This is a genomic window from Aquimarina sp. U1-2 (assembly GCF_017897595.1).
GTDB lineage: Bacteria > Bacteroidota > Bacteroidia > Flavobacteriales > Flavobacteriaceae > Aquimarina.
Window position 1 is genome coordinate 1 of the sequence record NZ_JAGKIK010000012.1, and the last position, 15563, is coordinate 15563.

A 15563-nucleotide genomic window follows, 5' to 3' on the forward strand; every position below is an offset into this window, starting at 1 on the left:
AGTAAGTTGCTCATCATTTAACTCAACCAAAGCATTTTTGTCAAATCTCAATTTGTTATTTACGTTCTGTGATTTCATAATATTTATATTTAAAAGTGAATTAATTAGTCCATTAAATTGTCGATAACTATACTGGCAGTAATCCCTATGATTACACCTACACATACTGGAGTTGTACCTCCGTTAACTTCAGTAAGTTGCTCATCGTTTAACTCTACCAAAGCATTTTTGTCGAATCTCAATTTGTTATTTACGTTTTGTGATTTCATAATGATGTTTAATTAAAATAATTAGTGATTAGTCTCTAACTGCAGTATAGATGGATAGTCCTATAATTACACCTACACATACCGGAGTTGTACCCCCGTTAACTTCAGTAAGTTGTTCATCGTTTAACTCTACCAAAGCATTTTTGTCGAATCTTAATTGGTTATTTACGTTTTGCGATTTCATAATGATATTTAATTAAAATATTAGTGATTAGTCTCTAACTGCAGTATAGATGGATAGTCCTATAATTACACCTACACATACCGGAGTTGTACCCCCGTTAACTTCAGTAAGTTGTTCGTCGTTTAATTCTACTAAAGCATTCTTGTCGAATCTTAATTGGTTTACTACATTTTGTGATTTCATAATTTGATATGTTATAATTAATAAATACTGATAATGAATGATTAAAAAGAATTGAATATCTAATTATTCTTCGTTATAAGCGTCGATGGCGAGGCTTACACTAAGCATAATGATACTAATAGCAAGAGGAGATGTACCTCCGTTAATGTCAAGTAATTTTTGATCATTTAACTCTGTTACGGCATGTTTGTCGAACTTGAGTTTGTTGTCGAATTTTTGTGATTTCATAATATGTATTTAAATATTGCGTATAATACGTTATACGTTAACGCCTTAAGATTAAAGGTTCTTAAAGATTACCGAGAAGATTTTTTTGGTCATAAATAAACCTACTCTTCACTATCTAATATCAATAAAGTTGATTACTCTAGTAGTTCAATGTGACCCAAAAATCTAAGTTTTAAATAATCCTAGAGTGTAGTCTAAGCTAATTTGGTTATCTGGATACTTGGATTACAAATACAGCCTGAGCCACCATCACCGCCATGATCATGTACGTTGGTTCCTCCTACGATTGCATTCATTTGATCCGAATTTAATTCTGAAATAACAGTCCGATTAAATTTCAATCCATTGTTTACATTACTTGTTTTCATCTGTTTATATTTTTTATTTTTTTAATTGTAAGACTTGCCTGCCTAGCGGATGGTAAGCGGGTAGAATCGCCATATGATCATATCGGTGGTATTATCCTCATGGTTATGGCTTATTTATTTCGTAATCTATTTTTTACTTTACACTAGTATTACCACCAACTACGCTACCAGTAGTTGTGAGTTGCCCTAACATACTGTTTGACCCGCCTTGTATACGAACAAGCTCGGTATGATTTAATTCTAAGATTGAACTACGCGTAAAATCTAAACCTTTCTTAATTTGATAATCTTTCATTTTTTTTAATTTATCTGGTTTAACATTTTTGAATACTAAAATGATATTTATTAGCTTGACTATTATTTTATAACAGTAATAGTGTTAATAGTTGGCATGCATACGCATCCAGAACAAGTTTCTCCTCCGATGATAGTAGAGCCACCATTAATGCTCATCATTTGATCCTGATTTAATTCTGATATCGAATTTTTACTGAATTTCAACTTATTTTCTACGTTTTGTGTTTTCATTTTCGTTATGTTTTGAGTTTAATCTAACTGACCAACAAAATCGTTTCTTTGGTCAATAAAAAATTTCTAGCTGTTATATTGATTTACCGCGCGTCTGAGGTACAGATCGTATTTTTTGACATGTTTACTATAGAAGTAATATCAGAAATATGTATAGTAGCTGTAGCTGTTCCACCATTTACTGTGGCAAGTTTGGACGAATCTAATTCTGAAACAGAAATTTTGTCAAACTTCAGTCTTTTCGTAAATTTTTGATTTTTCATGATCTTTAAAGTTTTAGAATATGTAATAATGCTAAGAAGAAAAGGGTCATAGATGCTATGCACTATTTTCTTTATCAACTTTCAAAATAGGTGTATTATTTATTGTCTGATTGTGGTAAATCCATTTGAGTAAGAACCACGATAATAGAAGGACCCAACGGAGATGTAGATCCTCCATTCACACTCTTCATTTCATTAGGATTTAATTCTGCGATAGCATATTTGCTAAAATTTAGTTTCTCATTTTTGTTGCTTGTTTTCATAATACTTAGATTTAATGTTATTAATAATTGTATATAAATTCTCTTTTGAGAGAGAAATCTTTTTCTTTCTTACCTAATACATCATTTATTCAATTGTATGAAATATTATAATATGATTTAATTGTGCTTACAATGCTTTATATCTTAAGGATCAGTCTTCACTTTGATTTTTCGTTGTTATAATTCAATTTCTTACTTCGCGCGTATGGTAGTATTTTACGATTTTCCTTTAAAGTGTAAAGGAGTCGTTTCGCTACATATTTCGATAAAACTTATGTACTTTACGTACTACTATCCGCCAAATACGCTTTAAAAGATTTTTGTCGACGTTTTCTTCTATCTCTACAATAACATGCTTGTGAAGAATGGAATTTTTCTTTTTTCTTGAATCCATTTAGGTAAATACTATACTATAGAATAGCACAAACTGTAAATATGCTTAGAAAAGTGAGAAATTATCCTCTGATAAAACGTCTTCGAATTCTTCCTGCAAATCTTCACGTATCAGCCTTTGCTGAAAGTCATTCAATTCGTAATAAAATGCTTTGGAATTTTCTTTTGTAACATTCATAACTTTAGTTTAGTTATCATTTAACAACTACCGTGATATATGAAGCTTTTCTAGCATTGGCGATAGAGAAACATCGTAATAACACTCAAGTTGTTAATGAGATTATCGATTGATTTTTTTAATATTCTAACTAAACTGATTTTTACTTGAAGTAGTCTGTAGGGATAGTATTGTTGAAACTTTACATTTCAAAAAAAATAGTATCTTTGTAGATGTACTTCCAATTCTCAATTTGTTGGAATACGTTTTGTAAACATTTATATAAAACAGAGCCTTCCACGCTCTGTTTTATTTTTTTGTGTTTTTTGGTAGCTACTTACACTTTGGCTTTCACTACCTAAAACCCATTGCTAATGCGCTACATAATTACTTTTTTTGAAGCTCTGTTTATTTCGCATCAACAGTTCAAAGGAATAGATTATAAAAGTATAAACCAAACATCTTATACCTAATTTTATAAAAAGTATGAGGATTTTTATTAATATAAATACCTAAATAACAGTTGTTTGTGTATTTTTAACATGAAATAGATTACACTAATTCAGATGAATTATTTTTGTCAAAATTATTCATTTTTTTGATGTAAACCGAGGGCGTGAGTCCGGTTGCAACTTTAAAATATTTGGTGAAAGAATCTGCACTTTTATATCCCATTTCTTGAGCAATAGAGTTTACTGAATATGCTCTTAGCTTCGAATTATTTTTCAGTTCTAAAAGTGCATAATTGATTCTTAGCTCATTTACGTATGTGCTAAATCCTTTTCCAAGTTCATTATTAACAATTTTTGACAGATATGCAGTATTGGTTTTTAATCTTTTTGCTGCACTATGTAAGGTAAAGTCTTGTTTTAAAAAATATTGCTTTTCTTCTAATTTTTTTAGTTTCAGTAATATTTCATTAATCTTTTCATCCTTAATAATGAACTGGGTGTCGTTACTAGTATCTATTTCTGGTACCTTAGGTTCAGTTTTATTTATAAATTTTTCAAGGTTTTCTTCGTTGATATAACTTTGGTGGTTATTAGCGTTATCAATATATTCATTATTATTGTTGGTGTTTAAGCTATTATCGGTAATTTTTTTCTTGGTTTCATAGGATTTAATCTTGTCCATCAGAACTATAAAGCGTTCTTGATTTACCTTATTTCTTTTTCTTTGATATAGCATAAAAACTAACAGCAATAGTAATAATATACAAACTATTGCAGTTAAATAAATCCTCTGTTGTAAATATGAATCTTTTTTCTTGTTGACCTTCGCTAAATCTAGTTGATGAAGATCACTTAATGTATTGAATTTTCTATTGTGCTTTTTATTTTCTTCGATAACGTATTTTTGATAGTACTCATTCGATTTTTGAACACTATCAATTTCCTTATAGCTTTCGGCAAGTAGTTTGTAATACTTGCTTAGATTTTCTGGAACAATTTTTTTGTCATTATCTTCTATAATTTTCGTTAAGATTTTAACCGATTCCTGGTAGTTCCCTACGCTAACCCTCGATCTAGCTTTGGTGTGCAACAAGGTAGGATTATACTTTTGTACGCCTAGCTCATTAGAATTCTGTATAGCAAGATCAATAACAGAGTCCACTTTTTTGAGATCTTTTTGGTGTATGTAATATATGGCAAACTCATTCAAAAAAAGTATCTCATATTCTTTGTCATTGGCTTTTCGACTTTTTTCGATACCCTTTTGGAGATAAACTAGGGCAGAGTCAATTTTGTTGAGTTTTTCATAACACTTCGCAATGTAAATATCTGTAGAGTACGATATGTCATACTTTTGATTTGAAAAGTTATTGTAATTATCTTTAAAAATTTTTAAGGCCACTTCGTATTCATCAATTGCGTATTTTATCCTACCAATTTTGATATTTATATTATCTTGAACTTGTTTGTATTTTAGTTTGGTAGCAAGTTCTAGTGCTTCATTGTAAATTTGTAAGGATAAGTCTAAATAGTAATTGTTATATAAAAAACTAGCTTTAGATAATTTAGAAAATAGAACGTAATCTTCATTACTAGAATCATACGCTTTTATAATAGCTTCATCAAAAAAATATCGGGCGCTGTCTTTTTGAGATAATATATCATATATTTCACCAAGAGATGACAAGGATGTAACGATAAATTGATAATTATTGCGAAGCTCTCCTTCTTTTAAAAGTGAGTATGCAAATGTTTTTCCCTTGTTAGGATTGTTATATTTATACTTGTTGATTGAGTCTAATAGACCGGCTTGTGAGTATATAGTATTAAAAACAAAGATGCTTGATATAACAAGCATTAAAGGTTTGAGTTTTCTTAAGATATTCAAAATTCATTTATTTCAATTTAAAAGTACAAATTTTCTGTAAATTTCATACAAGTTTTATAATACTGAATTTCAGTTACTTAATTGATGTTTAGAAAGCGTGTTTTTATAAAAATAGGTATCAAGGGTTTGTATTCCTACCAGTAAACAAATACTTTTAGAGTGTTAAATCATACAAAACCCATTTAAATTATGAAGACTCAAAAGAAAAAAAAGTTGTCACTTGAAAAATTAACTATTGCTTCTTTATCAGACAAAGAATCATCTAAAGTAGTTGGTGGTAGAAGTGAAATTATTAGTTTACCACCAGATAGACCAAGTTCATTAGCATCCTTTCTTATTATGTGCTACCAATAATAATTTGTCTATAGAAACACAGATTTATTGTATTAACAAAAGAGCTAATTGTTTAAATAATTAGCTCTTTTGTTTTTGGATAATATACCTTGTCAACTTTTGCATGAGCATACAAATTTTCGATATAGACCTTATATATATACTTTGTGGGTCTTTTTTTAAGTGTCGGTTCTTAAATTGGAATAACCATATGAATCGTAATTCAGAAGATTCCATTTGTTCATACTCTAAATTTTTACTGGTCATCCATTCTAAAAAATTGGAATAAAAACTTATATTTGCACACCAAAATTCGGGTAGTAGCTTAGTCCGGTTAAAGTGCTGGTCTGGGGGACCAGAGATCGGAGGTTCGAATCCTCTCTACCCGACAAAAAATCCACTTTATCTAAGTGGATTTTTTGGTTATATCTATAGTCTTCTCCAAACCACTATTTTTTTTGGTGCAGTAAAGGTTCATTGAGCTATTAGTATTCCCTTTGTTTTGTGCTTCTTATTATTACTAAAGTGGCACTACATTTTTTTTAGCTGTGTAACAGAAGTGAATTCTATAAATTATGAACAACAATTTTAATCCGGTTTTCTATTTAGAGTACAGATTCAATATGCTTAGTCAAAAGATTATCAATGAAATGGCTAAAAATTTATAAATACTATATTTATTTAATGAATTTTAACTAATTTTTATTGCAGAATTAACTTTTATTAAGATATTTGTTATCATGCTAATTTAAAATAAATCTTATGAAGAAAAAGATTAATACCCTATTAACCCTACTTGCGGTCTTAACTTTTAGTTTAGTTAGTGCGCAAAGCAAGACTATCACGGGTACCGTGATAGAAGCATCAGGTTTGCCCTTACCTGGTGTAACAGTAATTGTAAAAGGAACTAAAACGGGCGCTCAAACCGATTTTGATGGTAACTATCAATTAGAAGCAAATGTTTCTGATGTTCTCGTGTTTAGTTACGTAGGTTTAGAGACACAAGAAGTAATTGTAGGTGGTTCGAACACATACAACGTTACCATGAAAGAAGATGCTGCCGTTTTAGAAGAAGTTATTGTGGTGGCTTATGGTCAGACCTCGAAAAAGGATTTTACAGGTTCCGCTAGTGTAATTAATTCACAAGCATTACAGACAAGGAATGTAACGTCTCCAATCGCTGCGATAGAAGGTAGAGCGACTGGGGTACAATTTACTTCTCCTGCTGGACCTGGGGAATCACCTGGTATTATTATTCGAGGGGTAGGGACATTAAACGGTAGTACAGATCCTTTATACATCGTGGACGGAGTTCAATATAATAGTCCATTAAATACATTAAATCAAGAGGATATTGAATCATTTACAGTTTTGAAAGATGCTGCTTCTACTTCCCTCTACGGCTCCCGAGCTGCTAACGGTGTAGTCATAATAACTACGAAAAAAGGAAGTAAAGCTGGAGGTATAAAAGTTAACGCATCTACTCAAACAGGTTTCGTTACCCGAGGAGTTCCGTTTTACGATCAGGTAACTCCCGGGCAATATTACGAAGTTATGTGGGAGGCTCTTAAAAATTCGAGAGCAGGTGGGGGAGACCCTGCATTTGCCTCTGCAAATATATACAGGCAACTGGGGTATAATCCTTTTAATGTACCTAATGATCAAATTGTAGGTATTGATGGTCGATTAAATCCCGATGCAGAATTAGTTTATCAAAGTCTTGATTGGTTCGATGCACTGCAGCGCACAGGAGTAAGAACCAATTATAATGTGAATATCTCAGGTGGTGGCGAAGATCATTCAGTATTCTTCTCAGCATCTTATTTAGATGATGAAAGTTATGTCATACGATCAGGTTTCGAACGTTTAACCGCTAGACTTAATGCAGAATTTCAGGTAAACGAACGTTTGAAAATTGGTGGTAGTGCAAATATCGCTCTTACTGAAGCAAGAGGTCCAAGTTCGGCAGGTGCCAATAGTATTGTGAATCCTTTTAGTTTTGCTCAAAATATAGGATCTATTTATCCAGTTTTTGTAAACGATCGACAAGGAAATATTGTAACTGATGTGTTTGGTAATCCTGTATGGGATAACGGAGAGGGTTTTTCTGAATTTAATATTGGCTCTAGACCGACAAATCAAGGGCGTCATGCAATTCAAGAACTGACACTAAATAATGAGTTCGATCAGGATAATACGTATGGATTTAGAATGTTTACAGAATACGAAATTTTAAGCGGTCTTAAACTAAAGCTAAATTATGGTAGAGATATCAACGATTTTTTTGAGAGCGAGTATGAAAACGCAATTATTGGTGATGCTCAACCAGATGGTCGATTAAGTCAAGAAAGAGCCCGTCAGGATGTAGAAAATTTCAATCAAATTTTGACTTATAATAAAAATTTCGGAGGTCATAATATTGATTTGACTGCAGGACATGAGAGTTTTAAAACTTCTATTAATGATTTAGAAGGATTTAAGACTGTTCAGGTAACTAATTCTATTTTTGAGTTTTCTAATTTTGCCAGACCCATAAGTGTTGATGGAGCTACTTTTGAAAGAGCACTGGAAGGATATTTTTTTAGAGCGAATTATAATTATGACAATAAATACTATTTAAGTGGTTCTATAAGAACTGATGGTTCTTCAGTTTTTGAAAGAGATAAAAGATGGGGTACTTTTTATTCAGTAGGAGCATCTTGGCGTATCGATCAGGAAAATTTCATTAAAGATGTATCATGGATTGACCAATTGAAATTAAGAGGCTCTTACGGAGAAATTGGTAATGATAATTTGGTCCCTGATCAGGATGATTTGAGTAACTTCTATTTATCTCAAGCGAGATACCAAATTACATCCAATGCTGCAACACCAGCACTTCTTTTGAATAGTTTGGGAAATGCTGATATAGTGTGGGAAACTTCCGAAAGTTATGATGTAGCCTTAGAATTTGGATTATTTAATAACTTCTTAGAAGGTTCTGTAGAATACTACCGCAGAAATTCGACAGATCTTCTTTACGAACTTCCTATCGCTCCTAGTAATGGTATTAATGTTTACCCTGTTAATGCAGGTGATTTAGTTAACTCTGGTTGGGAGCTTGGTTTAACAGCTAATTTCATTAACAAGAATGATTTCAGATGGAGTTTAACACTTTTGGGTACGACCTTAGAAAATGAAATTACTAATTTACCTGCACCATTTATTCCAACAACCGATACATCAAAAAGATGGGCTACTGGGCGTTCTATATATGATTTCTTTTTAATAAGAACTGCGGGAGTAGATCCAGAAAATGGCGATCAATTGTATTTCGTATATGAATTTGATGAAAATAACGAAAGTGTTCCAGTATTAGATGATGAAGGGAATCACCAAACTACAAGCGATTGGAGACGTACAGAAAGAGCCTATACTGGTGATTCAACTATACCCGATTTTATAGGTTCTATATCGAATAGCATAAGTTATAAAGGATTCGATTTTGATTTTCTAATTACGTATGGAATAGGTGGAAGTATATTAGATAATGCCTACGCTGATTTAATGCATGAAGGGGAATACGGTGATGCATTTCATCCGGATATCTTAAATGCCTGGAGACAACCAGGGGATATCACAAACGTGCCCAGATTAGAGAACGGGAATGTTCGTCTTGCTCCAACGCAAACCGATCGATTTTTAACAGATGCATCTTTTTGGGCATTGCGAAATGCTAGTATCGGCTATAATTTTAGCTCTGAAAACGTAGAAAGACTAGGTTTGGATAATCTTCGAATTTCAGTTACTGGCGAAAACTTATATTTGAAAAGTAAAAGAGATGGTTTAGATCCTCAATATAGTCTTGCAGGAACTGCTCCTGGTGACGATTTTGTACCAGGAAGAATTATATCGTTAGGACTTAATGTATCATTTTAATAAAAAATTAAATTAATTATTATGTCATATAAATTAAAATATTTGTTATTGATACTTTTGGTTATACCAATAGTGTCTTGTCAAGATGACTTCTTAGATAGAGTACCCACCGATGCAGTTGATGATACGGAAGCTTTATCTAGTTTAGATAATTTACAGGCTATCCTTAATGGAATACATAGAGGATTATATACACAATCACAAAATGTGTTTCCAGGAGGTAATACTGGTCGAGCTAATAATCATTACTGGGTACCAATGGGAGATAATCTTGTAGGTTATCTAATTCACTCGGCCAATGCTAATAATTTGAGTTGGAGATCTACTATGCAATGGAATCAGCATACGCTACCAACGTCATTAACCACAAGAATTTTATGGTATCACCGTTATAATATTATAGTTCATGCAAATATTATAATCAATCGCATAAATGAGGGTGAATTTCTAGAATCAGAACAGCTTTATGAAATTTTAGGACAAGCCTATACGTACAGAGCGTATGCCTATTTATCTTTAGTTCAACATTATGGTAGAGGCTATTTGATTGGTAATCCAACCACAGATCCTGGTGTTCCTATTTTATTTGCTACAGAACCTCCTTATGAAAGTGAACCTAGATCAACAGTTGAACAGGTATATCAACAAATTGAAGCTGATCTTGATGCTGCGATTGACGCTTTTGAATTAGGTACTGGAAGAATAGGGAGTGGTGCGGTAGCTAAGTCTCAATTGAATATTAATGTAGCTCATGGTCTAAAAGCACGCTGGGCGTTGTCTAAAGGTGAATGGGTTACAGCAGCAGAATCTGCAGTTGCTGCTCGAGAAGGATTTCCATTAATGGACGAGACAGCCTGGCTTTCTGGTTTTAATACAACTACGCTTTCTGAAGTAATTTGGGGTAGTCACGTAATACAGACAGAAACGGCATTCTTTAGGTCTTATTTTTATTTGGCTAGTAATACTTTTAATGGTAGCCAGGTTAGGAATAATCCTAAAATAGCCGATCGTAGATTAGTAGATGCCATCCCTGCCACAGATTATAGAGGAAAAGCATTTCTTCCAGACGCTCCAAATTCAAATTCATCTGCAGCTAATGGTGAAGGCGGATGGGATGATAATACCAACCCATTGTACACTACAGAAGAAGAGTTTAACGAGGCTATAGCAGCTATTAAGAGTGAATATGGCTTAGTGTCTGGTCATAATACGCATCCGTATATGCATTTTAAGTTAAAAAATGAAAATCCGGGATCAATTGATCCTGATGATATCATTTATATGCGATCTTCTGAAATGTATTTAATTGAAGCTGAAGCTATGGTTATGATGAATGATTTGGCAGGAGCACGAGCAGCATTAGCGCCTTTAGGTGGAGAACGCGATAGCGCATATGATGTGAACATTTTTGATACTCGAGATTCGCTTTTGGAACATATTAAGTTTCAAAGACGTCTAGAGCTTTGGGGTGAAGGTTTTGGATATACAGATAAAATCCGCTGGGATGAAGGGATTGATCACGCAGCAGACGGTGGATCTGGTGCTTCTGAGACACTATATCAACAGTCTTATCAAATAGAAAGACCTTCTATTAATGATGATTGGATTTTTAAAATTCCTCAGGCAGAGATTGATGCAAATCCAAATATTACGCCAGCAGATCAAAATTAATTTGAGTAGCCAATTTTATAGTAAAAAGCCGTCTTGACTAATAGCAAGGCGGCTTTTTTTCGATAAACAAAACTCTTTTTGATAGGTATTACTAAATTTTAAATGTTAATTTTGCCACTTAGCAAAAAACTAAATTAATTTATAACATAAGTAAACTATGAAAACTATTCTTTTAGTATTTACCTTGATTACTACATCTGCGTTCACTACTATTGATACTAACGAAGTCGTAAGTATTGAGGCAACCTATAGTGGTCAATCTGATGATGCGTATTACTTTACAAATAAAGAAACCGGAAAGGCGATGAAGTTTGCTTTTATGCGTAAAGAAGCGGTTTCAAAATATGATTTAAACGATAAAAAAATCATTGGCTCAACATTTACCGTAACGTATGAAATTGAAAAGATTGAGGTACAGTCAAAAAGTACCAGTGATAAGGCCCAGGTTAAAGAATATAAACAGCGTCTTATCCTTATCGATCTTAAAAAATCTGAATAAGCATTTTAAATTGACTAATAAAAGACGCATCGAAATTTTTTTGATGCGTTTTTTATTTAGAACTTATCTTGACTTTTTTGATTCCAGCAACAAAAGATCATTTTTCAGCTAATTGTAAAAAGTCAAAATGGGTTCTTATACCAAATCTGCTATAAAATGGCATAAAAGATGTGAAGTTGCTTTTCTCTTCTTCGAAGCCGTAAAATTATTGCATAGCCATAGCTACGAAATTATTTTTCAACGAAGTAGGAGGGAGAATGAACAAGGAGATTTGTGTTATTTTATGATAGATTTGGTATTAGTTATATGCTCCACTTTATAAAAAAATAAGGTTCCACTATAATACAATAGTATATCTAACAAATCCCGGGTATATCTCTCATTGATTTTTGGAAGGTACCATTCAAAATAAACAGAAAATATCAAAGTAACACATAGTGAGGTAAATAAAGGAATGCTCAACTTTTGATCGCTACGAATATAGCGTAGTACAAACTGGCAACAGTAAAGTACAATTGGCATACATAAAAAATCATTCGTATAATTATTGATGACTCCCGGAAGCTTGGTTTCAAAATATTGTAGCATATAAATAAGAGTGCCTACTGTTAAAAATACAGGAAAATAATATTTTTTTGTATAGGATCGTATGTTGTAAAAAGTATAGCTCATATCATCTTAGTAGGATATCCTTTAAGCTGCTATATAGCCCAATAGAAAGGCAAGAAAAGAACCTACGGCAAGCACAACGACCCAAATCGAGTAAAAAAACTTTGCACTCCATCGTACTACAAAATTAGGATGCTCTCTGGCATTCTCAAAAAATAACGTTATGGCATTCCGTTTTTCTGATTTTGCTAATTGCTTTTTTTTTTGAATACGATTTTCCTGCTGCTGCTTCCGTTTCAGTTCAATATTGATGATTTCGCCACACTGTTTGCAAAAATCTCTATTTAGATTTGTGGTTCCGCAGTTTTGACATGTTCTATAGGTTTTATTCATGGTATTCGTCTAAATCTCGATTAACTAAAATCCTCAACAGCAGTTCAAGTATACAAAGTTGAATAGAAAAACTTAAAACGAGGATCGTATCTGCAATTTTAGGTTTTAATTAATATTTTAGAAATTCTGGTGTATGAAGTAAATCAGGATACTTATATTTTGAACGGAAGCCGAACTAGATCATTCACAAAGAAAAGGAATAAGAAGTTAAGCGGTAGTATATTACTCACGCATTCGATAGCGAATCATATCCTTGGCTAATTTCTCAACAAGTCTTTTAGTGTCTGTAAAAGCTTCTTCTTTTGTGATACCTTCAGATAATACGGTTTTAAGATGTGAAATTCCTAATGATGCTATTTCTGACGCAGAAAGTTCAGAAACACCTGAAATACCATATACAGGAATTTTTTGAGCTTTTGCTAATTTTGAAACTCCGTAAACTACTTTGCCATTCAGCGTTTGGTGATCAATTTTTCCTTCACCTGTAAAAATTAGATCTGTATTCGCTAAAGCTTCAGGAAACTTAGTGATTTCGAACAGCGCATCAATTCCAGATTGTAATGTAGCATTAAGAAATATAATACTGCCAGCACCCAGTCCACCAGCCGCACCTGCTCCTGGTATGTTAGTCACGTCTTTATCAAAACTTTGAGCTACAATTGAAGAAAAATGAAATAATCCTTGATCTAAAGTTAAGATATCTTCAGAATTTGCACCTTTCTGTGCTGCAAAAACCTGTGCTGCTCCTTGTTTTCCAAACAATGGATTATCTACATCGCATAAGGTTACAAAGGTGACATCTTCTATCTGCTCTAAATGATCTGGAGCAAGTATTTGTTGTATATGAATTAAATTGTCGCCCGTTGGGAGTAATGGCTTATTTTTTTTATCTAAAAATTTATACCCTAGCGAGGCAGCCATTCCAATTCCTGCATCGCAAGTAGCAGAACCGCCTATAAATAAATAGATAGTACGTGCTCCTTTTTGCATAGCGTCGTTAATAAGCTGTCCAGTACCGTAAGTTGTAGTGTGTTTACAGTTTTGCTCTTCGGGTTTTAGGAGTGCTAACCCTGATGAAGCGGCCATTTCAATGTATGCTGTATGATCACTTCTTTTATAGCTTGCTTGAATAGGTCGAAAAAGAGGATCTTTAGTAGTAATAGTAATAGTTTCTAATTGAAGATGTTCTGATATAACTTCTAGGGAGCCATCACCTCCGTCTGCCAAAGGGTGCATTACACATTGTATAGTAGAGTCAAATTTTTTTATGCCTGAAGCAATAGCTTCACATACTTCATTGGCGCTAAGGGAACCTTTAAATTTATCGGGAGCAATGAGTACTTTCATAGCAGTTGTTATTTAAAAAGCTCAGGAAAACTAGTAATGTCAATATCCCATACCATAGGTAATATGAAATAGATCAACAGAGTCGCTACCAGTATAGACAGTACATTCATCCAAAAACCTGCTTTCATCATTTGAGGAATAGTCAATAGACCTGAGCCAAAAACAACAGCATTGGGTGGTGTGGCTACGGGTAGCATGAATGCACATGAAGCAGCGATGGTAGCGGCAACCATCAAAAAATAAGGATGTACATCTATAGACAGCGCGAGGGCTGCCAAAACGGGCATAAGCATAGCAGCAGTAGCTACATTCGAAGTGATTTCTGTTAAAAAATTTACTACTGTAATAATTGCCAATGCCATAAGAATTGCAGGAAATGCTTCAAAGAGTGTTAATTGATTTCCTATCCATTTTGCCAGTCCTGATACTTTAAAACCTTCGGCTAAAGCCAGACCACCACCAAAAAGCAATAATATGCCCCAGGGAATAGTTTCTGCCGTTTGCCAATTTATAATACCTATTTTTTTTCTGTCTCGAGAAGGAATGATAAAAAGAGCAATAGCACCTGCTATGGCGATGAGTGTATCATTAATACCGGGAATCATGTGCTTAAGAACAAAAGAGCTGGTTATCCAACACAGGGCGACCACGATAAACACGATAAATACGCATTTTTCTTGATATGCTATTTTCCCTAGCCCTTTGAGCTGGCTGGTGATCGCTTTTTTGCCTCCTGGAATACCTTCTATCGTAATGGGAAATACTATTTTGGTAAGATATAGCCAACCTATACCTAGCATTAGTATTGAAAAGGGTAGTCCTAGAGCCATCCATTGCGTAAATGAAATCGTTTGTCCGTATAATTCTTCTACGATACCTACAAAAATAACATTAGTAGGTGTGCCGATGATAGTAGCTATACCCCCGGCCGAACAACCATACGCGATCGCCAACATCAACGATCGTCCCATGCGTTTTTTTGTTTCATCTTCTGCCTGTATTTGAGAAATAACGGCTAATCCAATAGGCAACATCATTACTGCTGTAGCTGTATTCGAAATCCACATGCTTAAAAATGCGGTAGCCAACATAAAACCTAATATTACCTTATTCCAGTTGCTGCCTATAATAGCAATAATGGTTAGGGCTATTCGTTTATGTAAATTCGTTTTTTCAATAGCAACCGCCAAAATGAAGCCTCCTAAAAATAGAAATATCATCTGATTGGCAAAGGCACCTGAAACTCCTTTAACGCTCATTACGCCCGTGATCGGAAATAATACAAACGGCAGTAGTGCTGTAACTGAAATCGGAATAGCTTCAGTAATCCACCAAATAGCTATCCAGGCGGCTATAGCCAATGTAGAAACCCCTTCGCTTGACAGTTCGTCACTTTTAAAAAAGAATATGATAAGCAAAAAAAGTAAAGGACCAGCGATAAGTCCGATTGACTTTGTCTTCATGTGTGATTAATTTTAAATATTAAATTTTTAGTTCATAAAATGTATTTTGTCTCTTGAACCGATAGTAATCCCAAATCTTTATCACATAAATTGATTGTCAGTTATTATACCAAAAATTTAACTGAGAAGTCATCCTGAATTCATTTCAGGATCT

18 protein-coding genes and 1 tRNA gene are annotated in these 15563 nt (G+C 33.5%); 5 read left to right on the top strand and 14 right to left on the bottom strand.

Going from position 1 to position 15563, the window contains the following annotated elements:
- The 11 genes from J8281_RS19980 to J8281_RS14450 all read right to left on the bottom strand — a co-directional run.
- A partial coding sequence (locus J8281_RS19980; protein ID WP_210198447.1) for a class I lanthipeptide occupies positions 1 to 165 on the bottom strand: 165 nt, incomplete at its 3' end.
- The gene (locus J8281_RS14405) at positions 105 to 269 is read right to left on the bottom strand and encodes a class IIb bacteriocin, lactobin A/cerein 7B family (protein WP_246849128.1); all 165 of its coding nucleotides are present in this window, start codon (positions 267 to 269) and stop codon (positions 105 to 107) included. The genes J8281_RS19980 and J8281_RS14405, both read right to left, overlap by 61 nt.
- 28 nt (positions 270 to 297) lie before the next feature.
- A complete protein-coding gene (locus J8281_RS14410) occupies positions 298 to 453 on the bottom strand; it encodes a class IIb bacteriocin, lactobin A/cerein 7B family (RefSeq protein ID WP_210198347.1) in 156 nt (51 codons plus the stop codon).
- A gap of 27 nt (positions 454 to 480) precedes the next feature.
- Positions 481 to 636, bottom strand: a complete 156-nt coding sequence (locus J8281_RS14415) for a class IIb bacteriocin, lactobin A/cerein 7B family (RefSeq protein WP_210198348.1) — start codon at positions 634 to 636, stop codon at positions 481 to 483.
- A 63-nt stretch (positions 637 to 699) separates the two neighbouring features.
- Entirely contained in the window at positions 700 to 864 is a 165-nt protein-coding gene (locus tag J8281_RS14420; RefSeq protein ID WP_210198349.1) for a class I lanthipeptide, read from the bottom strand.
- Positions 865 to 1058: 194 nt separating this feature from the next.
- Positions 1059 to 1232, bottom strand: coding sequence for a class I lanthipeptide (locus tag J8281_RS14425; RefSeq protein WP_210198350.1), 174 nt, complete (start codon positions 1230 to 1232; stop codon positions 1059 to 1061).
- Between the two features lie 133 nt (positions 1233 to 1365).
- Positions 1366 to 1527: a hypothetical protein gene (locus J8281_RS14430; RefSeq protein WP_210198351.1), complete on the bottom strand. Its 162-nt coding sequence runs from the start codon at positions 1525 to 1527 to the stop codon at positions 1366 to 1368.
- Between the two features lie 62 nt (positions 1528 to 1589).
- Entirely contained in the window at positions 1590 to 1760 is a 171-nt protein-coding gene (locus tag J8281_RS14435) for a class I lanthipeptide (RefSeq protein ID WP_210198352.1), read from the bottom strand.
- A gap of 83 nt (positions 1761 to 1843) precedes the next feature.
- Positions 1844 to 2023, bottom strand: coding sequence for a class I lanthipeptide (locus J8281_RS14440; protein ID WP_210198353.1), 180 nt, complete (start codon positions 2021 to 2023; stop codon positions 1844 to 1846).
- 95 nt (positions 2024 to 2118) lie between these two features.
- Positions 2119 to 2286 carry a class I lanthipeptide gene (locus J8281_RS14445; RefSeq protein WP_210198354.1) on the bottom strand — a complete coding sequence of 56 codons (168 nt, stop codon included), beginning with the start codon at positions 2284 to 2286 and terminating at the stop codon, positions 2119 to 2121.
- 1102 nt (positions 2287 to 3388) lie between these two features.
- The gene (locus J8281_RS14450) at positions 3389 to 5146 is read right to left on the bottom strand and encodes an AraC family transcriptional regulator (RefSeq protein ID WP_210198355.1); all 1758 of its coding nucleotides are present in this window, start codon (positions 5144 to 5146) and stop codon (positions 3389 to 3391) included.
- Between the two features lie 219 nt (positions 5147 to 5365).
- Between J8281_RS14450 and J8281_RS14455 the strand changes: the two genes are divergently transcribed.
- The 5 genes from J8281_RS14455 (at position 5366) to J8281_RS14475 (ending at position 11597) form a co-directional block, all read left to right on the top strand.
- Positions 5366 to 5530, top strand: coding sequence for a class I lanthipeptide (locus J8281_RS14455; RefSeq protein ID WP_210198356.1), 165 nt, complete (start codon positions 5366 to 5368; stop codon positions 5528 to 5530).
- 293 nt (positions 5531 to 5823) lie between these two features.
- Positions 5824 to 5898: transfer RNA gene (locus J8281_RS14460), tRNA-Pro, on the top strand.
- Between the two features lie 373 nt (positions 5899 to 6271).
- Positions 6272 to 9427: a TonB-dependent receptor gene (locus tag J8281_RS14465; protein WP_210198357.1), complete on the top strand. Its 3156-nt coding sequence runs from the start codon at positions 6272 to 6274 to the stop codon at positions 9425 to 9427.
- Positions 9428 to 9448: 21 nt separating this feature from the next.
- On the top strand, positions 9449 to 11098 hold the full coding sequence (locus J8281_RS14470; protein ID WP_210198358.1) for a RagB/SusD family nutrient uptake outer membrane protein: 1650 nt from the start codon (positions 9449 to 9451) through the stop codon (positions 11096 to 11098).
- A 157-nt stretch (positions 11099 to 11255) separates the two neighbouring features.
- Positions 11256 to 11597, top strand: a complete 342-nt coding sequence (locus J8281_RS14475; RefSeq protein ID WP_210198359.1) for a hypothetical protein — start codon at positions 11256 to 11258, stop codon at positions 11595 to 11597.
- A 693-nt stretch (positions 11598 to 12290) separates the two neighbouring features.
- Here J8281_RS14475 and J8281_RS14480 read toward each other — a convergent pair.
- From J8281_RS14480 to J8281_RS14490, 3 genes are all read right to left on the bottom strand, one after another.
- Positions 12291 to 12599 (bottom strand): hypothetical protein, encoded by a 309-nt coding sequence (locus J8281_RS14480; protein ID WP_210198360.1) that lies wholly within the window; start codon positions 12597 to 12599, stop codon positions 12291 to 12293.
- Positions 12600 to 12821: 222 nt separating this feature from the next.
- The gene (locus tag J8281_RS14485; RefSeq protein WP_210198361.1) at positions 12822 to 13946 is read right to left on the bottom strand and encodes a glycerate kinase; all 1125 of its coding nucleotides are present in this window, start codon (positions 13944 to 13946) and stop codon (positions 12822 to 12824) included.
- An 8-nt stretch (positions 13947 to 13954) separates the two neighbouring features.
- Positions 13955 to 15409, bottom strand: coding sequence for a DASS family sodium-coupled anion symporter (locus J8281_RS14490; protein WP_210198362.1), 1455 nt, complete (start codon positions 15407 to 15409; stop codon positions 13955 to 13957).
- Positions 15410 to 15563: the final 154 nt, after the last annotated feature.